This window comes from Frigoribacterium sp. PvP032 (genome assembly GCF_017833035.1).
Classification (GTDB): domain Bacteria; phylum Actinomycetota; class Actinomycetes; order Actinomycetales; family Microbacteriaceae; genus Frigoribacterium.
The window spans coordinates 3,196,577-3,218,193 of sequence record NZ_JAFIBM010000001.1 but is presented as its reverse complement, the minus strand read 5'-3'; the positions used below and the strand labels follow the sequence as shown (position 1 = coordinate 3,218,193).

Genomic DNA, 21,617 nt, shown 5'->3' with positions numbered 1-21,617 from the left:
GCGCCTCCTGCGGGCCCCTAGATCTTGCGGAGCAGGACCGAGCTGACCTTGTGGTCGGCGGCCTTGCGCAGCACGAGCGTGGCGCGCGAGCGGGTCGGGAGGACGTTCTCGATCAGGTTGGGCTCGTTCACCGAGCGCCACACGGTCGAGGCGAACGCCCGCGCCTCGGGCTCGTCCATGTCGGCGAAGCGGTGGAAGAACGAGCGCTCCTGCGTGAAGGCGCTCTTCTGCAGCGCGAGGAACCGGTCGACGAACCAGCTCTCGATGTCGCCCGTGCGCGCGTCCACGTAGACGGTGAAGTCGAACAGGTCGCTGAGGGCGAGGCGCCCCGCGACGGGGGGCTGCAGCACGTTGAGGCCCTCGACGATGAGGATGTCCGGCCGCCTGACGACCACCTCGGCCCCCGGCATGATGTCGTAGCTCGTGTGCGAGTAGAAGGGCGCCCGCACCTCTTCCGCGCCGCTCTTGACCTGCGAGACGAAGCGCAGCAGGTGCCGGCGGTCGTACGACTCGGGGAACCCCTTGCGGTCCATGATGCCGCGGCGCTCGAGCTCGGCGTTGGGGTAGAGGAACCCGTCGGTGGTGACGAGCTCGACGCGGGGCGTGTCGTCCCACCGGCTCAGCAGCTCTCGCAGGAGGCGCGCCACGGTCGACTTGCCGACGGCCACCGAGCCCGCGACGCCGATGACGAACGGGGTCCGCTGCGCCCGCTCGCCCAGGAAGTCGCTGGTGGCCCGGTGCAGGTTGCGCGCACCGGCGGCGTAGAGGTTGAGGAGGCGGCTGAGCGGCACGTAGACGTCCTGCACCTCGCGCATGTCGAGCCGGTCGCCGAGGCCGCGCAGCTGCACGATCTCGGTCTCGGTCAGGGGGAGGCGCGTGGCAGGGGCGAGGTCGGCCCAGGCGTCGCGGTGGATCTCGACGAACGGCGTCGCGTGGGTCGTCGGGGAGCTCGCGTCGGCCATGGGCCCGAGGCTACCCGGTCGGCCGGACGGTGCCCCGGGGCGCGCCCGCGAGGCTGCGGGGCACGCCCCCGGGCCTCGCCGACCGGCCAGCGCCGACGCCCTAGGATCGTCTGCATGTGTGGAATCGTGGGATACGTCGGCTCTGCCGGTGCCGCAGAGAAGAGCGTCGAGGTGCTGCTCGGGGGCCTGAAGCGACTCGAGTACCGCGGCTACGACTCGGCCGGCGTCGCGGTGATCGGCGCGGACGGCGTGCTCGACAGCCGCAAGGCGGCCGGCAAGCTGCAGGTGCTGGTCGACGACCTCGGGGCCGCCCCCCTGCGCGACGGCCAGACCGGCATCGGCCACACCCGCTGGGCCACGCACGGCGGCCCGACCGACGAGAACGCGCACCCGCACCTCGCCGACGACGGCAAGCTCGCCCTCATCCACAACGGCATCATCGAGAACTTCTCCGAGCTCAAGGCAGAGCTGCTGGCCGAGGGCGTCGAGTTCCTCAGCGAGACCGACTCCGAGGTCGCGGCGCACCTCGTGGCCCGCGCGTACCGCGCCACCGGCGACCTCGCCGAGGCGCTGCGCACCGTCGTCGCGACCCTCGACGGCGCCTTCACGCTGCTCGTCGTGCACGCGGACCAGCCCGGCGTCGTCGTCGGGGCCCGTCGCAACTCGCCGCTCGTGATCGGCCTGGGCGACGGCGAGAACTTCCTGGGCAGCGACGTCGCGGCCTTCGTCGCGCACACCCGTCGCGCCATGTCGATCGGACAGGACCAGCTGGTCACCATCCGTCCCGACTCCGTCGAGGTCGTCGGGTTCGACGGCCTCCCCGTCGAGACGACCGAGTTCGAGATCGACTGGGACGCCTCGGCCGCCGACAAGGGCGGCTGGTCGAGCTTCATGGCGAAGGAGATCAGCGAGGAGCCCGAGGCGGTCGCGAAGACCCTGCTCGGCCGCGTCTCGGGCGGCGTCGTCTCCCTCAGCGAGCTCGACGGCGTGGCCGACCGCCTCGCGACGGTCGACCGCGTCATCGTCATCGCCTGCGGCACCGCGGCCTACGCGGGCATCCTGGGCAAGTACGCCATCGAGCAGTGGGCCCGGGTGGCCGTCGACGTCGAGCTCGCCCACGAGTTCCGCTACCGAGACCCGGTGCTCGACGAGAAGACCCTGGTCGTCTCGATCAGCCAGTCCGGCGAGACCATGGACACGCTGATGGCCGTCAAGTACGCCCGCGAGCAGGGCGCGCAGGTGCTGTCGATCTGCAACACCCAGGGCTCGACCATCCCTCGCGAGTCGGACGCGGTCATCTACACGCACGCCGGCCCCGAGGTCGCCGTCGCCTCGACGAAGGCCTTCCTCGCGCAGGGCACCGCGCTTTTCCTGCTGGGGCTGCACCTCGCGGGGCTGCGCGGCACGCTCAGCACCGACGAGATCGCCGTCCAGGTCGCCGACCTGCAGGCCGTCCCCGAGAAGATCGAGCGCGTGCTCGAGTCGTCCGAGCGCATCCGCACCCTGGCGGGCTGGATGGCCGACACGAGGTCCGTGCTGTTCCTCGGCCGCCACGTGGGCTACCCGATCGCACTCGAGGGGGCGCTCAAGCTCAAGGAGCTCGCCTACATCCACGCCGAGGGCTTCGCCGCCGGCGAGCTGAAGCACGGGCCCATCGCGCTGATCGAGCCCGGGCAGATCGTCTTCGTGATCGTGCCGTCGCCTCGCGACCCGCGCTCGCTGCACCCGAAGGTGGTCTCGAACATCCAGGAGATCCGCGCGCGAGGCGCCCGCGTCATCGCCATCGCCGAGGAGGGCGACGCCGCGGTGCTGCCCTTCGCCGACGAGGTGCTGCACATCCCGCTCGCGGCCCCGCTGTTCGAGTCGCTGCTCGCCGTGGTGCCGCTGCACATCTTCGGGATGGAGCTGGCGGCGGCCAAGGGCCTCGACGTCGACCAGCCGCGCAACCTCGCCAAGTCGGTAACCGTCGAGTAGCGGGCGCCGATGACACACCTCCGCACATCGTGATCGTGGGCATCGGGGTCGACGTGGTCGACCTGGAGCGCTTCGCGGGCTCGCTCGACCGCACGCCGGCCCTGCGCGCCCGCTTGTTCGGCGAGTCCGAGCTGGTGCTGGGCGACGGATCGCCCCGCCGCGTCGAGTCGCTCGCGGCGCGGTTCGCCGCCAAGGAGGCGCTGATCAAGGCCCTGGGCGGCTCGGCCGGCGTGCGCTGGCAGGACGTCGTCGTCGAGTCGGATCCCGACGGGGCGCCGAGCCTCGTGCTCGCGGGGGGCGCGCGGACGCTGGCCGACTCGCGGGGCGTGGCGCGCCTCCACCTGTCCCTCAGCCACGACGGCGGGGTGGCCGTCGCGTACGTGATCGCCGAGGGCGAGGTGGTCACGTGACGCAGGACGTCCGGCTGACCGTCGACACGGCAGCACTCGCCCACAACGTCGGAGTGCTCCGTGCGAGGGCAGGCTCGGCCCGCGTGATGGTCGTGGTCAAGGCGAACGCCTACGGCCACGGCGCGGTCGACAGCGCCCGCGCCTTCGCCGCCGCCGGCGTCGACTGGCTCGGCGTCGCCGATCTCGACGAGGCGCTCGAGCTGCGCCGCGCGGGCGTCACGACGCCCGTGCTCGCCTGGCTGCACGCCCCCGGCGAGACGTTCGAGCAGGCCGCGCTGCACGACGTGACCCCCGCCGTCTCCGACCTGGCGCAGCTCGAGGCCGCCGCGGCCGCGGGCGTGCGCGCCGTGCACCTCTGCGTCGACACCGGCCTCAGCCGCAACGGCGCCGTCGAGTCGGAGTGGCCGGCCCTGTTCGACCGGGCGGCCGAGCTCCGCGACGAGCTGCCCGTCGAGGGGCTGATGAGCCACCTCTCCAACACGTCGCCCGAGGAGGACGGGCTGCAGCTCGCCTCCTTCCTCCGCGCCTCCGCCGCCCTCGGCGAGCGGGGGATCGAGCCGCCGCTCCGGCACCTCGCGGCGTCGGCGGCGGCCCTGCACTACGAGGGCTCGCACACGACGATGGTGCGCTTCGGGCTGGCCGCCTACGGGCTGAGCCCGTTCCCCGACCGCACGTCGGCGGACCTCGGCCTCCGACCGGCGCTGACGATGACAGCCCCCGTGACGTCGATCAAGCGCGTCCCCGCCGGCGAGGGCGTCTCGTACGGCTATCTGTTCCGCCCCGAGCGCGACACCACCATCGCCGTCGTCCCCGTCGGCTACTCCGACGGGATCGACCGCGCGGCGAGCGACCGGGCGTCGGTGACGATCGGCCAGCGCACCTACCGCGTCCGCGGGCGCATCGCCATGAACGCCCTCGTGATCGACGTCGGCGACGACCCCGTCGAGGTCGGCGACGAGGTCGTCGTGTTCGGCGACCCGGCGCTCGGGCGACAGGGCGCCGACGACTGGGCGCGCGCCTCCGGCAGCATCACCTGGGACGTCGTCGCCTCGCTCTCCGCACGACTCCCGAGGAGCACCACATGACGGCCTGGCTGCGCCGCGCGACGATCGACCTCGCCGCCTACCGCGCCAACCTGACGTCGTTGATCGAGCGCATGGCGCCGGTCGAGGTGCTCGCCATCGTCAAGGCCGACGCCTACTCTCTGGGCGCCGACGTGATCGTGCCCGAGGCGCTCGCCGCAGGGATCCGCTGGTTCGGCACGGTCGAGCCGCGGCCCGCGTACGAGATGCGCCGGGCGGGCGTCGGCGACGAGGCGTCGTTCTTCGCCTGGCAGCTGGGCCCCGACGAGGACTGGGACGCCGCCGTGCGCCTCCGGGTCGACCTCGGGGTCTCCACGATGGAGCAGCTCGAGTCGTTCGCCGCCGCGGCTCGTGCGGCAGGCCATGAGCACGAGGCCCTCGTGCACCTGACGATCGACACGGGCCTGCACCGCGAGGGCTGCTTGCCCGCCGACTGGCCCGCGTTCGTCGCGCGCGCCGTCGAGCTCCGCGACGAGGGGACGGTGCGCCTGCGGGGGGCCTTCTCGCACGTCTCCGAGACGAGCGAGGCCGACGACCACGCCGCCTCCCTGGTGTTCCGCAAGGCCCTCGAGGACGCGGAGGCGCTGGGCGCGACGTTCGAGAAGCGCCACATGTCGTCGAGCTCGGCCGGCATGGAGCACCCCGAGCGACGCTTCGACATGGTCCGCATGGGCTCGAACGGCTACGGCAACCCCGTGACCGAGGGCGTGACCGCCGCCGACCGCGGGCTCCGCCCCGTGCTGACCCTCGGCGCGCGCGTCGTGCGCGTCAAGCGCGTCGCGGCCGGGACCGGGGTCTCGTACGACTACACCTGGCGGGCCGAGCGCGACACCACGCTGGCCCTCGTGCCCCTGGGCTACGCGGACGGGGTGAGCCGCCGTGCCCAGGGGGCGGCCCCGGTCACCATCGGGGGCCGTCGCTACCCGATCGTGGGCCGCGTCGCCATGGACCAGTTCCTCGTCGACGTCGGCGACGACGTGGTCGAGGTCGGCGACGAGGTGCTGCTGTTCGGCCCCGGCGACGACGGCGAGCTGACCATCGGCGAGTGGGCCGACCTCACGGACAGCATCCCGGAGGAGGTCTCGTGCTGCATCGGGGCGCGCGTGCCGCGCCTCTACCTGGGGAGGACCGCCCGGGGAACGGCCGCCGGGGCGTCCTCGTGACCGTGCCGCCGCCTCCTGCGGGCCGGGTGCTGTTCACCGGCGACCTCGTGGACACCGAGGCGACGGAGGCGCTGGGCAGGCGGCTCGCCGGGCTGCTGCGTGCCGGCGACCTGCTGGTGCTGACGGGGCCGCTGGGCGCCGGCAAGACCACGCTGACCCGTGGCCTCGGCGCCGGGCTCCGGGTGCGCGGACAGGTGGCGAGCCCCACGTTCGTGCTCGCGCGCACGCACCCGAGCGAGTCGGGCGTGCCGCTCGTGCACGTCGACGCCTACCGTCTCGGCGGAGCGGACGAGCTCGACGACCTCGACCTCGACTATGAGGGCTCGGTCGTCGTGGTCGAGTGGGGCGCCGGGCTGCTCGACGGCGTGGCCGAGTCGTGGCTCGACGTCGTGATCGAGCGGCCGACCGGCGCCGGCTCGACCGGCGTGGGCCACGGCCTCGACGACGGAGGCATGGGCGGGGCTGGCGACGAGGGCGACCGCGACCCCGACGACGTGCCCGACGAGCCGAGGCACCTCACTGTGACGGCGCACGGGCCGCGGTGGCAGGACGTGCCGGCCCTGCTCCCCTGACGGGGGGACGAGCGGCACGCTGCTGACGGGTATGCTCGGCAGATTCGTCCTCGTACCCGGGAGTGTCGGCAATGGATCCACAGCACTACTGGCGCGCCCTCGTCCGCAGCTGGCCACTCGTCGTGGTCCTGGCGATCGTGGGGGCGATCGGCAGCTGGGGCTGGTCGCAGACGCAGCCCGACAGCTACCGCGCCACGAGCAGCGTCTTCGTCGCCGCCGCCGAGGGCGCGAGCCCCACCGAGCTGCTGCAGGGCTCCACCTACACGCAGAACCTCGTGCAGAGCTACACCCGGCTGGCGACGACGTCGGCCGTGCTGGGGCCGGTCATCGCCGACCTCGACCTCGACACGACGCCCGCGCGGCTGGCTCGGCAGATCACCGCCGAGAACCCGCTGAACACGGTCATCATCGACGTCGCCGTGGTCGACGGCGACGCCGTGCAGGCCGCCACCGTGGCGAACGCCGTCACGGCGTCCCTGACCGAGCAGGCCCGCCGTCTCTCGCCGGAGAACTCCACGGGCGTCTCGACGCTCTCCGTCACGCCCGTCGCGACGGCGACCGCCCCGCAGTCGCCGGTCGGCCCGAACCGGCGCCTGATCACCCTCACCGGGTTGGTCGCGGGCGGTGCCCTCGGCGTCGCGCTCGCCCTGCTCCGCTCCGTGCTCGACACCCGGCTCCGCTCGGCGCGCGAGGTCGACGAGCTGCGGCTCGCGCCGGTCCTCGGCTCGATCAGCCGACGGCCGCTCGGCCAGAACGCCCTCGCCGTCGACCCGCGGGGCGTCGCCTCGGACGACTTCCGTCGGGTCAGGGCGCAGATCCAGTTCGCCGACGTCGACGCCGCAGTGCGATCGATCACCCTGTCGTCGTCCTCGGCGCACGACGAGGGCGGCCGGGCGCCGCTCGCCCTCGACCTCGCGCTGGCCTTCGCCGAGCAGGGCCTCTCCGTGCTGATCGTCGACGCCGACCTGCGCGGCCCCGGCCTGGCGTCGGTGGCCGCGGTCAGCGACGAGGTCGGCCTGACGGACGTCGTGCTCGGTCGTCGTGAGCTCGCGGAGGCGGTCGTCGAGTGGCGGGAGGGGGTCGATCTCCTGCCCTCCGGCGAGGTGCCGCCGAACCCGAGCCCCGTCATCAGCTCCGCCGCGACGGCCGAGCTGCTCGAGGCTGCCCGCGACGCCTACGACGTCGTCGTCGTCGACGCCCCTCCCGTGGTGAGCTCGTCCGACGCCCTCGAGCTCGGACGCATGACGGACGGCGTCGTCCTCGTGACGACCGTGGGCCGCTCCCTGCGGCGGGACCTCGTCCAGGCCGTCGACGAGCTCCAGGCCGTGCAGGTCCCGATCGTCGGCATCGTGCTCGACGGAGTCAGGGCAGGCAAGGCGCGCACGGCGACTGCGGCCACGCCGTCCCGCCCTGCGCCCTCACCGGCAGAGCTGCGACGGCGCGAGCGCGCGCTCACGGCCGACCAGGCCGCGGCGTCCTCCGCACAGGCAGGAGACGAGCCGGTCTCGTCCGCCGACGACGGCGCCCGGGCCAGCGTCCGAGGACGCGGGAAGGCCCGCCCGTCCGGCGCCGGGTCGTGAGCCCGTCCCGCGGCGGCAGCGTGCCCCGGCTCCCCGCAGTCCGGCTCTACGAGTCGCTGAGGACGGCGCACCTCGAGCGTGCCCACCAGCTCGCGCCCGCGAGCATCGTGCACCGCGTCACGCGGTACGACTTCGACGAGAGCCTGACCGTGGGCCTCGACCTCGTGCAGGCCGGGCCCGTCCGGGCTGCCTGGCTGGTCGGCCGGTCACGGGTGCGGGTGCTCGAGGTCAACGAGCCCCTCATGACGTCGAGCCTGCCGGCAACCGCCCTGGTGCTCGCCGGGCTGGCGGTGCGCCGCGTGCTGACCCGTCGTCGCGTCACCGTCGTGAGCTACCTCATCGGCAACGCGGACCCCTTCGCGTCCGCCACGGCGCCGCGGCTCCGCACCCGTCTCCGTCGACGCGGCGAACGGGTGCTGGCGCGGGTCGTCTGGCGCCGGCTCGACCGGGTGGTCTCGGGGACCGACTCGGCCCGCGAGACCTACGCGCGCCTCCTCGGCCCGGCCTCGCCTCGGACGTCGACCGAGACGGTCCCTGCGCTGCCGACCCGCCACCCGGAGGCGCGCGGCGGCGGGGTGCGACCCCCGACCGTCGTGTTCGTGGGCGCCTTCGCCGAGCGCAAGGGCCTGCCCGTGCTGCTCGCCGCCTGGCCGACGGTGCGCGTCGAGCACCCGGACGCCCGCCTCGTGCTGCTCGGCAAGGGGCCCCTCGAGTCGGACGCCCTCGCGCTCGCCGACGTCGACGACTCCGTCACCGTCGAGGTCGACCCCGCGCGGAGCCGCATCCACGACGTGCTCGACGCGTCCCGGGTGCTCGTGCTCTGGTCCCAGCCGAGCCCGACCTGGCGTGAGCAGGTGGGCCTGCCCCTCGTCGAGGGACTCTCGCACGGCTGCACGGCCGTCACGACGACGGAGACGGGCCTCGCCGAGTGGCTGGAGGCGCACGGACACGTCGTCGCCCACGACGACCCTGCCTCGCCGAGCGTGCTGGCCAGGTCGATCGGCACCGCGCTCGATGCGCGCCGGACTGCCGACTCCGTGCTCGCCGACCTGCCAGAGCGTGACGGCCGCCTCGCCGCGGACGACCTGCTCTTCGCGGGCGAGGGCCGGTCGTGAGCGTGGACGGCTCGGCCCGGCCCCGCCGCGGCGGCGCGATGGCGGCCGTGGGCTCGACCGCCGCGATGAAGGTCGTCGTGATGGGGCTGTCCGGCGTGCTCGGCATCATCACGAGCCGCATGATCATCCAGAACTTCGGCACCGACGCCTACGCGCAGTACGGGCTGCTGTCGACGTTCCCGACCCTCCTGCCGTTCGCCGACCTCGGCATCGCCGCGATCGTCATCAACGCCGTCGCCGGGTCGTCGTCGGTGCGGACGGACGACTTCGTGAAGCGCTCGATCGTCACCGCCTTCAGGGTGCTGCTCGTCTCGGGCGGCATCATGGTCGCCGTCGCGGCGCTGATCACCCTGGCGGGCTGGTGGCCGGCGCTGCTCGGCGAGGGGCTGCTTCCCGACGGCGGCTCGCTCGCGGCAGGGCTCTGCCTCGCCGTGTTCGGGCTCGTCATCCCCTTGACCGTGGGCCAGCGCATCCTGGTCGGACTGAAGAAGACCAGCACGCAGGTCGCCAGCCAGGCGGTCGTCGCCCCCTTCATGCTGCTCGCGATCGGCTCTGCCGTGATGTTCAGCGTGCCCGTCGGCAGCTACCTCGCCGTGATCTCGTACGTCGCCAACAGCCTCGTCTCGGTGATCTGCCTGATCGTCGCCGCCCGCGCCCTCTCGCCGCAGATCGGCGCCGCAGTGAAGCTCGTGCCCCGGGTGCGCAGCTACCGCGGCGTGCCCGCGCTGGGCCTGGCGTGGCCGATGCTCGTGCAGATGATCGCCCTGCCGGTGGCCATGCAGACCGGGCGACTGCTCCTCAGCCACCTCGCGGGGCCGGACGAGCTCGCCCAGTACAACCTCGCCTCGCAGCTGTTCGGCATCGTGCTGCAGACGGTCGCCGCCGCGGGCATCGCGCTCTGGCCCGTGTACGCCGCGGCACGCTCGGCGGGCCGCATCGAGTCGCCGACCGTGCCGACCCTGTGGTTCCTGCTCGGCGGCCTGGTGCTCGGCACGGCGCTCGCCGTGATCAGCCCCCTGCTCGTCGACTTCGTCTCGGACGGGGCGATCTCGCTCGACGGCTGGATGCTCGTCGGCTTCGTGGTGTTCGTCGGCCTGCAGGCGGCGAAGTACCCGGTCGGCATGTACATGACCGACAAGACCGGGCTGGTCTTCCAGGTGCTGCCCATCGTCCTGATGGTGCCCCTGAACCTCGGCCTCTCGTGGTGGTTCATCGGGCAGGTCGGGGCGGCCGGGCCCGTGCTCGGGTCGGCGATCTCGGTCGCGCTCTGCCAGCTCGTGCCGAACCTATGGTACGTCTCGCGCGATCTCGGACGCCGTCGTGCCGAGGCTGTCGCCGGCGGCGCAGGGGCGGACGACCCCGATGCGGACGACGCCGCCGCGGTCGCGGCCGCCGACAGGGACCTGGACGTCGAGGCGACCGGTCTCGACGTCGACGAGCAGCGCGGCGACGAGACCGCGACCGACCAGGCACTCGCCGAGCGGGCCGTCGCCGAGCAGGCTGCGGACGAGCGCGTCCCGGACAGGCACGGTCAGGACCAGCACCGGCCTGACGATCGACGACGGCGAGACGACGACGAGGAGGCGCGATGATCGAGGTCCTGTTCGCCCGCGAACGAGACGTGGCCGGCTGGGCCGCCGACCACGCCGCAGGGCGTCGCCCCGGCGCCTGGCCGTACGGCCTCGAGGCGCTGCGCGAGAGCGACCCCCAGGCGACGGTGGGGTCCGTGGGGGAGCCCGGCCGCCTGCAGGTGCTGCGCGACCGTCTGCTGCCGCGCCGCGCCTCCTCGTCCGGCTCGTCCGGCTCGGCGGCGAGCATCGGCGTGACGTGGGACGAGAACGTCGCCCGCCGCATGCTGCTCATGACGGCGCACGACGAGATGTACACCGGCGTCATCTGGGTGACCGACCGCGTCGAGCGCGGCCAGGACGTCGGGCGGATGCGCGACGTGCTGCGCCGCATGAGCGGGCTGTGGGTGATCAGCCGGGGCCAGGTCGAGCCGCTGCGGCGCTTCGTCGGCGAGGACGGCCCGCCGGTCGGGTTCTTCACGTTCGGGGTGGACGCCGACTTCTTCGCAGCGAGGCCGTGGCCCGCGCGGCCGATGGTGCTGAGCGTCGGCGGCGACCGCGACCGCGACCCGGCGACCCTGTTCGCGGCGCTCGCCAGGGTGCACGCCGAGCGGCCGGACGTCGAGCTGATGGTGCAGACGACGAGCGACACGGCTCCGCCGGAGGGCGTCACCGTGGTGCCCCACGTCTCGCACCGCGAGCTCGCCGAGCTCTACGCGCGGTCGTCGGTCGTGGCCGTGGCCACCCGCGACAACCTGCACGCGTCGGGCATGACCGTCAGCCTCGAGGCGATGGCCACGGGCCGGCCGGTCGTGATGACCGACACCCCCGGCATCGAGGACTACGTCGAGCACGAGCGCACCGGGCTGCTCGCGCCGGTCGGCGACGCCCAGGCGCTGGCCGCGCACGTGCTGCGGCTGCTCGGCGACGAGGACGAGGCTCGCCGCCTCGGCGCCGCCGGTCGTGCCGCGGTCGAGGAGCGCCTGACGACGCGGCACCTGGCGGCGTCGCTGGCGCAGTTCGTCGGCCGCTGAGGGCCCGGCCCGCCGCCTGCGCTCAGCTCAGGCGCGTCGGCGACGCAGCTCGGCGGCGACGACGCGCCTGCCCTCGAGCACGGCACGGAGGCCGACGAGCAGGGTGCCGGGCGACCGCACGAACTGTCGTCGGCCGCCCTGCAGCAGCACCTCCCACGCGATCCGCGGCGTGACGCGGCGCCACCGGCGGAGGTCGTCGTCGCCGAGGTGCTTCGCGGCGAAGAGCAGCCGGTTGCGGATGTTGTAGCGGTAGTAGCCGGCCGACTTGGCCTGGCCCGAGCTCTCGGCGCCGTCGACCGCCTGCGTGCCGCCCTCGGCGTGGACGACGGTGACGTCCTCCAGCAGCCTCAGCGCGCCTCCTGCGGCCACGACGCGGCGTGACAGGTCGACGTCCTCCCAGTAGAGGAAGTAGTCGTCGTCGAAGCCGCCGCAGCGCTGCCACAGCTCGTCGCTCAGCACGAGGCAGGCGCCGCTCAGCCACTCCTCGACGCGTGCGCCCTCGAGCCGGCGGCGACGCGAGCGGATGCGCCCGTCGTCGAGGTAGAGGTCGCTGCCGGCCGACCAGAGGCTGCCGTCGGGGCGCAGCACCGTGGGCGCGCTCATCGTCAGGGGCTCGGACGAGGAGGCGCGGAGCAGCGCTGCGAGGGCGGCCGCGTCGGCGACGGCGTCGGGGTTGAGCAGCACGTGGTGGCGCGCGCCCGCCGCCCGCGCCCGCGCGACCCCGAGGTTCACGCCGGTGCCGAAGCCCTCGTTGCCGTCGGGTGAGACGAGCAGCCAGCCCTCGGCCGTCGCGAGCTCGGCCACGCGGGCGCGCTCGGCGGCGCCTGACCAGTTGTCCACCACGACCACGACGAGGTCGTCGAGGACACGGGACACCGGCGCGAGGTTCTGCCGCAGCAGGTCGGCCGAGCCGTAGTTGACGACGACCACCGACAGGCCGGCCAGCGAGGTGCGGCTCACGGGGTCACCCACGGTTCGTCCCCCGCCCACCCGCAGGAGGCGCGGTGCGCGACCCGGCGCCGGTCGCCGACCTGACATGCTGGGGCCCGTGACGACCGACCCGACCGCACCGCGCCTCCTGACGATCGCCGTGCTGACCTTCCGACGGCCCCGCGACCTCGACGCCGTGCTGCCGCTGCTCGTCGAGCAGGCCCGCGGCGTGCGGGCGCTCGGCGTCGAGGCACGCGTGCTCGTGGTCGACAACGACGCGAGCGGGACGGGACGCGATCGCGTCGAGGCGGCGGCGCTCGCGGCGACCGCCCCTGGCGACGACGCCGGGCCCGTCACCGTGGACTACGTCGTCGAGGCCACGCCCGGGATCGCGTCGGCCCGCAACCGGGCCCTCGACGAGTGCGCCGGGAGCGACCTGCTCGTCTTCATCGACGACGACGAGCGCCCGTCCGAGCCGTGGCTCGCGGCCCTGCTCGCGCTGCAGGCCGAGACCGGCGCCGCCGCGGTCGTCGGCCCCGTGCGCAGCGAGTACGAGGTCGAGCCGGAGCCGTTCATCGTCGAGGGGCGCTTCTTCGTCCGTCGCCGTCTGCCCACCGGCACGGCGGTCGAGGTGGCCGCGACCAACAACCTGCTGCTCGACCTCGCCGAGGTCCGTCGTCAGGGCCTGTCGTTCGACGTGGCGCTCGGGCAGCTCGGCGGGGAGGACACGCTCTTCACCCGCAGCCTCGTCGCGGCTGGCGGCACCATCCTGTGGTGCGCGGAGGCCGTGGTCACGGACGTCGTGCCTGCTCACCGCGTCACGCGGCGCTGGGTCGTGCGCCGGGCGTACAGCAGCGGCAACGGCTGGGGCCTGACGTCGGTGATGCTGTCCGCAGGCGGTCCGGCTCGGCTGGCGACGCGCCTCCGGCTCACGGCGAGGGGCGCCGTGCGGGTCGCAGGCGGCGTCGCGCGGCTGGTGCTCGGCACGGTCGTCCGCTCGCTCGGCCAGCGTGCCCGCGGCGTGCGCACCATCGCCCGCGGCGCCGGCATGGTCGCGGGCGCGTGGGGCGCGGGGTACCGGGAGTACGGCCGCGTCGACGGCTGACGTCACGCTCGGCCCCGCCTGACGGCGGCGACCGCGCGACGGTACGCCTCGACGTGCGCCTCGCCGGCTCGGTCCCAGTCGCGGGCCGAGAGGTCGGGCACGTCGTCGTCGGCCAGCTGCGACGCTGCGTCCAGCGCGCGCTCGACGTCGGCGGCGTCGAGGTCGTCGGCGTACTGCTGCACCCAGCCGGCGCCGACCTCGTCGGCCAGGCGGGCGTTGACCTCGTTCGCCGGGACCAGCACGGGGCGGCCGAGCGAGAGGGCGGTGAGGACGCCTCCCGAGTTGTGCATCTCGCGGTACGGCAGGACGACCAGCTCGGCCCGTCGCACCGTCTCGATCAGGGCCTCGTCGTCGAGGAACCTCAGGTCGAGGCTGACCCGAGGGTCGTCGGCGGCGAGCTCCTCGAGCCCCCTCGCCAGGTCGGGCGACGACGGCTTGCCGGCCGCGTGCAGCCGCCGGTCGTCGCCCCGCACGCCGCGGAAGGCCCTCAGCAGGCCGTCGACGCCCTTGTACCGGCGGATGAAGCCGAAGTACGAGACACGGCCGGCCTCGCGGTCGGGCCAGGGCCAGCGGGAGAACCAGTCCACGTAGTGGCCGTGGGGGATGAGGGCGCCCAGGGCGCCAGTGCGCTCTGGCGTCTCGGCGTTCAGCCGCACCCACAGGGTCGTGCGGCGCTCGATCCAGCGCAGCAGCGCTCGTTCCCGGCGCGAGATGCCGGTCGGCAGCTCGAGGTTGTGCTCGGTGCGGACGATCGCGGTGCGCGTCGCCCACAACTTGACGACGAGTGCCACCGTCAGCCCCTGTCGCACCAGGGCCTTGAGCGGGCTCTGGCCCGAGACCAGGATCTCGGGCCAGTGCACGTGGAAGACGTCGTAGCGGCCGAGCAGGGCGCCCTTCCAGTCGAAGGTGCGCACCTCGACTCCCGGCACCGCGCCCACGGCGTCCCGGAGCATCACGAGGTAGGGGTTCGTCGTCGGTCGCGGTCGTGGGAACGACTGCTGGACGACGAGCCTCCTCGCGGGCTCCGGGACGGCGTCGGTCACGGCTTGAAGACGCCCAGGTCGTCGAACGAGACCGTCTGCGGGGCGTTGGTCGCGGTGCCGGAGGCGTAGGCGCCGAGGGCCACCGACCCTGCGGCCTGCAGGCCCGCGGACGTGTCGGTCGTCGAGACGGTCCAGGCCGTGGGCTCAGGCGTGCCGCCGAGCCAGGCCTTCGCCCGGATCGTCGTCGTGCCGGTGCCGCTGACCTCGAGGCGCACGTTGACCTTGGCGCCCGGCGTGACCGCTCCCGGCACCAGCGTCTCGTTCACCAGCGTCACGTTGGTCGACGTGCCCTTGTAGGCGTTGAGCGCGACGACGACGCGTCCGTCCGAGCGGTAGCGCAGGGTCGCGCGGTACTCGGAGTTCGTCGCGACCTTGCGGCCCGTGACGTAGACGAACGTGCCGCCGCCGGTGGCCGCCTTGTCGAGGCTGACGGTCGTGCGCAGGTCGCTGTCGGTCGCGGCGGCGCCGGTGAGCGCCATCGAGGTGCTCCAGCCGGCGGCGCCCAGGTACTGGGTGCCGACGCCGTTCGCGACCCCGTACTGCGAGGCCTGGCCCGTGCGCGTCCAGGCGCCGCCGACGTCGGCGGAGCCCCAGCCGTTCGTCGCCGAGCGGCCGAAGCCGTCCTGCGCGATCGCCGTCACCACAGGAGGTGCAGTGACCGTGACCGTGGCCGAGCGCGTGCCGGTGGCTCCCTTGTCGTCGGTCACGACGAGCGTGACCGTGTAGGTGCCGCCGGCGGCGTAGTCGTGCTTCGCCGTGCTGCCCGTCGCCGTGCTCCCGTCGCCGAAGTCCCAGGCCCACGAGGCGACGGTGCCGTCGCTGTCGGCCGAGGCGCGCCCGTCGGCGGTCGCCGAGAGCTTGTCGGTCGCCGTCGTGAACGAGGCCGTCGGGGCCGCGTTCGGGATCGGGGCGACCGTGACGGTGGCCGTGGAGGTCCCCGTCGCGCCCTTGTCGTCGGTGACCGTCAGGGTCACGGGGTAGCTGCCGGCAGCGGCGTACGAGTGCGAGGCGGTCCGGCCGGAGGCCGTGGCCCCGTCCCCGAACGTCCAGGCCCAGGCGACGACGGTGCCGTCGGCGTCGGCGGAGGCCGAGGCGTCGGCCGACACGGCGAGGCCGGCGACGCTGCTCGTGAACGAGGCCGTGGGGGCCAGGTTCGCGGGCGGCGCCGGGGCGACCGTGACGGTCCCCGTCGAGGTGCCGACGGCGCCCTCGTCGTCGGTCGCCGTGAGGGTCACCGTGTAGGTGCCCGCGGCGGCGTAGACGTGGTCCGTCTTCGCGCCGGACGCTGCTGCCGACCCGTCCCCGAAGTCCCAGCTGTACGAGGCGACGCGGCCGTCGGCGTCGGTCGAGCCCGAGCCGTCGACCGCGACGGCCAGGTGGTCGACCGTCGAGGTGAAGGAGGCGGCGGGCGCGACGTTCACGCGGGGTGCCGTCACCGTCACGCTCGCTGTCGACGTGCCGACCGCGCCGTGGTCGTCGGTCACCGTCAGGGTCACGACGTACGTGCCGCCGGCGGCGTAGGCGTGCGAGGGCGTCGAGCCGGTGGCGGCGGGGCTGCCGTCCCCGAAGTCCCAGCTGTACGAGGCGACGCGGCCGTCGGCGTCGCTCGAGGTGCTGCCGTCGAGGGCGACGGAGAGGCCGGTGGCCGCCGAGGTGAAGGCAGCCGTGGGGGCCGCGTTCGGCTTGCCGGCGCCGAGCGCCCAGTGCTGCGCCACGGTCGACGCGTCGAGCGGACGGGCGTAGACGGCGGCCTCGTCGAGGCTGCCGGCCCAGTAGCCGGAGCCCGAGTTCCACGAGCTGTCGCCGCCGAGGCGGAGGTAGCCGCGGTAGCCGTCGGAGGCGGTGGTCGGGTTCGACCCGACCTGGGCGCCGTCGACGTAGAGCTTCATGCCGTCGGTGCCCTGCGTCGCCACGACGTGGTGCCAGCGGCCGTCGTTGTAGCTGGCGGCGCTGCTCGCGAGGTTCATCTGACCTGTCCAGATGCCGAACTGGAGGCGGCCGTCCTGCTCCATGTAGACGTGCCGGTCGTAGTTGCCGCTGAAGCCCGTCTGCGAGCTGCCGAAGCCGATCAGCTTGCCGCCGGAGGTCGTGGTCGTGTTGAACCAGGTCTCGAGCGAGTAGCTGTTCGGCGCGTCGTACGACGTGGTCGTCGCGACGCCGCCCGTCGACCCGTCGAAGGCCGCCGAGCTGCCGGAGCCCGACGCCACGGCCGAGGCGCCTCCGGTCGTGACCCCTCCGCTCACCACGCCGTTGGTCCCCACGGGCGACGAGTCGGCGGCGACGGTCGAGCTGTCGCCGTCGAGACGGAAGTAGGCCTCAGGGGCGTCCTGGAACACCCGGGCGCCGTAGGCGTCAGCAGGCGCTGCGGGCAGCTTGCTGACCCGGCCGGAGGCGACCCACTGGCCGTCGACCTGTCCGGCGCTCAGCGCCGTCGGGTACACGGAGACGTCGTCGATGTCGCCCTGGAAGTACGGGGCGCCGTTCCAGTTGTTGTCCCCGCCGATGCGCCAGTAGCCCGTGTAGTCCTGGGCGCCGGTCGTGCCGGAGTCGGTGGCGACCTTCTTGCCGTCCACGTAGAACGACTGTCCGGCCGAGCTCAGCGTCCCGACGACCTGGTGCCACTGGCCGTCGTTCAGCGCCGTCGGGCTGGTGATGATCCGACTCGCGTTCGGGTACACGCCGAACGACACGTGGCCCTGCGGGTCCATGTAGAGGTGGCGGTCGTACGAGCCGGACGCGCCCGTGCGGTTGCTGCCGAAGCCGACGATCTTGCCGCCGGTGGTGGACGTGCTGCGGAACCAGGCCTCGACCGAGAAGGTCTGCGGCCCGGCGATCGGCGAGGCCGTCGACGAGAGCCCGGTGTCCGTGCCCGAGAAGCTGCTCGCGCCGTCGGAGTCGGTCGAGGCCTGCCCGCCTGCCCCGCGCGTCACGCCGGCGAGGGCCTGCTGGTCGTCGAACCCGACCGAGTCGTAGACCGTCGAGCCGGTCTTCTCGCCCAGGCGCCAGAGGGCGGTCGCCCCGTCCGCGGCGACCCGCTGCTGGTACGGAGAAGCCGCGGTGGCCGACACGGTCACCGTCACGGTGTCGCCGAGGACGGTGTTGCCGAGCGGGTCGGTGGCCCGGATCCGGTAGTTGTGGACGCTGCCGGGAGCCAGCCCCTTGTCGATGAAGCCGATGGCCGGGCGCTTCCAGAAGGTCGAGGCCGACGTGGTCGTGTAGACCGGCGTCGTGAGGTTGCCGTCGCGGTAGACCGCGTAGCTCAGGTTCGCGTTGTCACGGTCCCAGTTGGACTCCCAGCCGACGCGGACGCTGCCGGACTCGAGCGAGACCAGGGTGGGCTTGAACAGGGCGCCCGAGGCGATCGGCCCCTCCTTGTTGGGAGCGATGCTGGAGACAGCGAAGCGGGTCAGGCCGTACTGGGCCTTGCCGTTGACGGTGGGGAACTCGCCGCCGTAGACGACGTACTTGTCCGTGGCCGCGACGCTCCAGGGGCCCTGGTTCTGGCCGGTGTAGCTGCCGGTGCCGAAGTCGGGGAACCAGTTGAGGATGCTCGGGGCGGGCGTGCCGGCGAAGTTGTAGTAGCCCATCGGGTCGTTCGTGATGGTCTGCGTGGCCGCGTCGCTGAAGGCCATCGCGCGCTGGAACGTCCACGGGGTGGTCTGCGGCTGGCCGCCGATGTTGCCGCAGTAGTGGGGGTGCCCCGCGATGTACACGGCGGTGCTGTTCGCCGCGACGGAGTAGGTGTCGCCGTGGCAGTCCTCGACCCAGACCAGGTCGCCGTTCCAGGTCGACTTGAACGCTCCCTCGAGCCGGCCGCCGCCCCCGAAGGTGTAGCCGGAGCCGTAGACGCCGTTCGCGGTGGCGCTCAGGCTGTAGATCGCCGCCTGGCCGCCGCCGTTGCGCACGACGTCGTTCGCCTGGAACGGGAGGTTCGCCCCGGAGGTCGGGTCGGTCATCGCCAGGCCGTAGCCGGGGGCGGACGAGCCGTTGACGGAGCTGAACGAGCCGCCCAGCACGATCTTCGAGCCGTCGGGGCTCGCGACCAGCGCCAGCACGTCGCCGCCGGCGATCTGCGGGGCCCAGGGCAGGTTGGTCCCGTTCGAGGCGGTGACCGCGGCGGCCCTGGTGCGGGTGTCCTTGCCGATGCTCGAGAAGACGCCGGCGACGTAGACGTTCGGGCCCACGGCCGCGATCGCGTTGACCGTGGCGTTCGTGCCGGGGTTCCAGCTCGTGACGAGGGCGCCGGTGGTCGGGTCGAGGGCGGCGAGGCGGTACTTGGCGACGCCGTTGACCTTGGTGAACGCTCCGCCGATGTAGAGGCGCTTGCCGTCGGGGGAGGCCGCGAGGGCCTTGACCTGACCGTCGATGACGGGGGCGAAGGTGGTCGACAAGGCGCCGGTCGTGATGTCGTAGGCCAGCACGTAGCTGCGCGGCACCTCGTTGACGCCGGGTGCGGAGCCGGCCGGTCGTGCCTTCGTGAACTTGCCGGCCGCGTAGACGGTGTTCCCGACGACGACCTGCGAGAAGACCGAGCCGTCGATCTGCGGCGTGGGCAGCGCGTCCGCGGTCACCGTCGCAGGCGTCGCGGGCGAGGCCGGGTCTGCGGGGGCAGAGTCGGCGAAGGCCGGCTGCAGGCCGGTCAGGGCCGAGAGGAGAACGGCGGACGCAGCAGCGATCGCCGTGAGGCGAAGGCGCGACGAGACGGATGTGCCCATGCGGGTGCCTCATTCGGGTCGGGTGTCCCGCCGACGTGTCGGGCATCGGCGGTGCTCTCGGGATTCGGGTCCCGGCGGCATAGTGACTATAAGGTCCCCACAAGGGGGGACAGTGGCCCCCGTTCTGGGGCCACGAGGTCAGGAGGCGGCGCCCTCGAAGACCACGACCGGCACGTCGACCGCGTAGTCCAGAGTGAGCCGGAGCACGTCCTGCTCGTCGGTCGGGACCGCGAAGACGTAGGAGGCGGTGGCTGAACTCCCGGTGTCCAGTGAGCCGACGAACGAAGAAGTCCCGGTGGAGAACGTGTTGGCGGGGATGCGGTCGGCTCCGTAGGCGAGGTTGACGACGGTGGTCGAGAGGTCGATCGCCGTGCCGGAGTCGTTGGTCAGCTCGAGCTCCGCCAGGACTGCGGGGCCCGCGACCTCGCCGGGCAGGGTGGCGTCCCCGTCGACCGCCGTCACGCTTTTCACCCTCGCCGTCACCCCTGTCAGGACCGTGGGCGACTCGTCGAAGGCGACGGGTGGTGCCTCAGGGGTGTCGGGGCCGGCTGCGGGCAGCTCGTCGGCGGGGCCGTCCGTCGGCTCGGCGCTCGCCGTCCCGCCGCCCGTCGACGAGGCCGACGACGAGCCGGCCGACGGCTCGGGGGAGCCGCCCGCGCCGGGTGAGTCGTCGCCTCGACCGGTCAGCACGAGGGCGAGCACGACCGCCGCGACGGCCACGAGCCCCACGGCGACGGCGATGATCCGCCCACGGCGACGGGAGGTGTCGGCGGTCGAGGTGGGGGGCGTCTCGTCGGGTGACGACATCGGGTGCTCCTAGGTCGGGTCGGGCGTCGCGAGGCCCTGCGTGTCGACAGGTCCGCGGCCCCGGCCAGCATGCCAGCCACCGGGCGCGGCAGCGCCGATCCGTCCGAGTCGCGTCGCGCGGGGGCGAGCGCGGCCGGCGACCGGCACGAACGCCAGGGCGAGGGCGATGACGAGGGTGGGGAACGACGTGTAGAAGGGGCCGAAGAACACGTTCCACGCGCTCTGTGCCGCCGAGTAGAGCAGGACTCCGCTCGCCGTGCCCTCGGAGATGCGGCGGGCGACGCCGACGGTGAGCACGAGCAGCATGACGGAGACCAGCAGGAGGCCGAGGATCCCCGACTGCGCCCACAGGTCGCCGAAGATCGAGTGGAGCTCGATGTGGCCGCCGAACATGAACCTCTCGACGTAGCCGTTGTCGGGCTGGTAGCCGATGCTGCTCATGCCCTCCTTGGCGACGAGCACGTCCGCCGGCGTCGGGACGGACCCTGCGCCGAAGCCCCACGGGTGGTGCTCCATGAGGGCGACCGTGGCGGCGAGCTCTGGTCGTCCGCCGAGGATCAGCGAGCCGGAGACGCGCAGCTGCTCGATGCTGCGGGCCTGGGTGGCGGCGCCCAGGTACCCGTCGAGGATCAGCGCCTGCCCGAGCTGGAACACGATGACGCCGAGGGCCGTCAGGCCGGCCAGCACCGCGGCCGGCGAGGGGCGCCGATGGGGTCGGACGATCGCGAGCTGGGCGAAGACGAGCAGGGCCGCGAGCAGCAGCAGCCCGAAGGCCGAGCGGAAGTCGTTGAGCGCCGCGACGACGGTGAGCACGGCGAGGACCGCGAGCTCGTACCGACGGCCGAGGTGCGCCGCGATCGCGAGCGCGATGACGGTGACGGGCAGGGCGTAGCCGAACTTCCAGGGGTTGGTGGCGAACAGCGTGGTGTCCGAGCTGAAGCCCAGGGCGAGGCCGATCCCGAACCACAGGGCCGCACGTTCCGGCCGCAGCACCTCCCGGCCCCAGACGAACAGGCCGACGCTGGCGACCGTCCCCACGAGCGTGATCGTCGCGGGCAGGACGGCCGCAGGGTCGACCTCGTGGTCGCCGGCGTTGGCGAGGCCCAGCCAGAGCCCGGCGGCCGCGGCGGCGGCGGCCACGGCGAGGAGCGTGACGCCGCCGCGCTGCCTGCGCATCGCCCCCCACCAGACCGGGAGGAGGACGGCGGCGACCACGAAGCCGACCTGCAGGTTCTGGGGGAGGGTCCAGCGGGTCCCCAGCGCGACGAGTGCCACGGCCGCCAGGGCCCTGACCCAGGGGCGGGGGTCGCTCGCGGCTCCGAAGGGGCCGTCGGCCGTGCCGTCGAGGGTCCGGAACGGTGCCGACGAGGAGGCGCGGGGTCGTCGACGCCGGACGGTCGCCGCCGGCGCCGAGCCGGTCGCGGACTGCGTCATGCGTGAACTCTAGGCGACGACCGGGCGTGTCCAGGAGGGGCCGGAGCGCCCCCCGAGAGGAGGGCACCCGGACGGAGGGCACCTGCTCGGGGGCTCACGGCCCGTTGCAGAACGGGGGTAGAT

At 73.6% G+C, this 21,617-nt stretch carries 16 protein-coding genes; 10 read left to right on the top strand and 6 right to left on the bottom strand.

The window, feature by feature from the left end:
* Positions 1–17: 17 nt before the first annotated feature.
* Positions 18–962 carry a type I pantothenate kinase gene (gene coaA / locus JOE35_RS14815; protein WP_209561697.1) on the bottom strand — a complete coding sequence of 315 codons (945 nt, stop codon included), beginning with the start codon at positions 960–962 and terminating at the stop codon, positions 18–20.
* Between the two features lie 114 nt (positions 963–1,076).
* Between coaA and glmS the strand changes: the two genes are divergently transcribed.
* The 9 genes from glmS (at position 1,077) to JOE35_RS14770 (ending at position 11,460) form a co-directional block, all read left to right on the top strand.
* A complete protein-coding gene (glmS, locus tag JOE35_RS14810; RefSeq protein ID WP_209561696.1) occupies positions 1,077–2,936 on the top strand; it encodes a glutamine--fructose-6-phosphate transaminase (isomerizing) in 1,860 nt (619 codons plus the stop codon).
* A 29-nt stretch (positions 2,937–2,965) separates the two neighbouring features.
* Positions 2,966–3,346 (top strand): holo-ACP synthase, encoded by a 381-nt coding sequence (locus JOE35_RS14805; protein ID WP_209561695.1) that lies wholly within the window; start codon positions 2,966–2,968, stop codon positions 3,344–3,346.
* The gene (gene alr / locus JOE35_RS14800) at positions 3,343–4,431 is read left to right on the top strand and encodes an alanine racemase (RefSeq protein ID WP_209561694.1); all 1,089 of its coding nucleotides are present in this window, start codon (positions 3,343–3,345) and stop codon (positions 4,429–4,431) included. The genes JOE35_RS14805 and alr (JOE35_RS14800) overlap by 4 nt, the downstream gene beginning before the upstream one ends.
* Positions 4,428–5,591 (top strand): alanine racemase, encoded by a 1,164-nt coding sequence (alr, locus tag JOE35_RS14795; protein WP_209561693.1) that lies wholly within the window; start codon positions 4,428–4,430, stop codon positions 5,589–5,591. The genes alr (JOE35_RS14800) and alr (JOE35_RS14795) overlap by 4 nt, the downstream gene beginning before the upstream one ends.
* Positions 5,592–5,593: 2 nt before the next feature.
* Positions 5,594–6,163 carry a tRNA (adenosine(37)-N6)-threonylcarbamoyltransferase complex ATPase subunit type 1 TsaE gene (gene tsaE, locus JOE35_RS14790; protein WP_374099726.1) on the top strand — a complete coding sequence of 190 codons (570 nt, stop codon included), beginning with the start codon at positions 5,594–5,596 and terminating at the stop codon, positions 6,161–6,163.
* A 71-nt stretch (positions 6,164–6,234) separates the two neighbouring features.
* Positions 6,235–7,743, top strand: coding sequence for a polysaccharide biosynthesis tyrosine autokinase (locus JOE35_RS14785; protein ID WP_209561692.1), 1,509 nt, complete (start codon positions 6,235–6,237; stop codon positions 7,741–7,743).
* Positions 7,740–8,858, top strand: coding sequence for a glycosyltransferase family 4 protein (locus JOE35_RS14780; RefSeq protein WP_209561691.1), 1,119 nt, complete (start codon positions 7,740–7,742; stop codon positions 8,856–8,858). The genes JOE35_RS14785 and JOE35_RS14780 overlap by 4 nt, the downstream gene beginning before the upstream one ends.
* Positions 8,855–10,450: a lipopolysaccharide biosynthesis protein gene (locus tag JOE35_RS14775; RefSeq protein WP_209561690.1), complete on the top strand. Its 1,596-nt coding sequence runs from the start codon at positions 8,855–8,857 to the stop codon at positions 10,448–10,450. The genes JOE35_RS14780 and JOE35_RS14775 overlap by 4 nt, the downstream gene beginning before the upstream one ends.
* Complete coding sequence (locus JOE35_RS14770) at positions 10,447–11,460, top strand: glycosyltransferase family 4 protein (protein WP_209561689.1); 1,014 nt, start codon at positions 10,447–10,449, stop codon at positions 11,458–11,460. Before JOE35_RS14775 ends, JOE35_RS14770 begins: the two co-directional genes overlap by 4 nt.
* Positions 11,461–11,487: 27 nt before the next feature.
* Here the strand turns inward: JOE35_RS14770 and JOE35_RS14765 are convergent, their stop codons facing one another.
* Positions 11,488–12,420, bottom strand: coding sequence for a glycosyltransferase family 2 protein (locus tag JOE35_RS14765; protein WP_209561688.1), 933 nt, complete (start codon positions 12,418–12,420; stop codon positions 11,488–11,490).
* 88 nt (positions 12,421–12,508) lie between these two features.
* Between JOE35_RS14765 and JOE35_RS14760 the strand changes: the two genes are divergently transcribed.
* Positions 12,509–13,495, top strand: coding sequence for a glycosyltransferase (locus JOE35_RS14760; protein WP_307803107.1), 987 nt, complete (start codon positions 12,509–12,511; stop codon positions 13,493–13,495).
* A 2-nt stretch (positions 13,496–13,497) separates the two neighbouring features.
* Here JOE35_RS14760 and JOE35_RS14755 read toward each other — a convergent pair whose 3' ends face one another.
* The 4 genes from JOE35_RS14755 to JOE35_RS14740 all read right to left on the bottom strand — a co-directional run bounded on the left by JOE35_RS14755 (position 13,498) and on the right by JOE35_RS14740 (position 21,494).
* Positions 13,498–14,538, bottom strand: coding sequence for a glycosyltransferase (locus JOE35_RS14755; RefSeq protein ID WP_307803106.1), 1,041 nt, complete (start codon positions 14,536–14,538; stop codon positions 13,498–13,500).
* Positions 14,535–19,253, bottom strand: a complete 4,719-nt coding sequence (locus tag JOE35_RS14750; RefSeq protein ID WP_209561686.1) for a PKD domain-containing protein — start codon at positions 19,251–19,253, stop codon at positions 14,535–14,537. The genes JOE35_RS14755 and JOE35_RS14750 overlap by 4 nt, the downstream gene beginning before the upstream one ends.
* A 138-nt stretch (positions 19,254–19,391) precedes the next feature.
* Entirely contained in the window at positions 19,392–20,060 is a 669-nt protein-coding gene (locus JOE35_RS14745) for a hypothetical protein (protein WP_209561685.1), read from the bottom strand.
* Between the two features lie 9 nt (positions 20,061–20,069).
* Positions 20,070–21,494, bottom strand: a complete 1,425-nt coding sequence (locus JOE35_RS14740) for a hypothetical protein (RefSeq protein ID WP_209561684.1) — start codon at positions 21,492–21,494, stop codon at positions 20,070–20,072.
* Positions 21,495–21,617 lie beyond the last annotated feature (123 nt).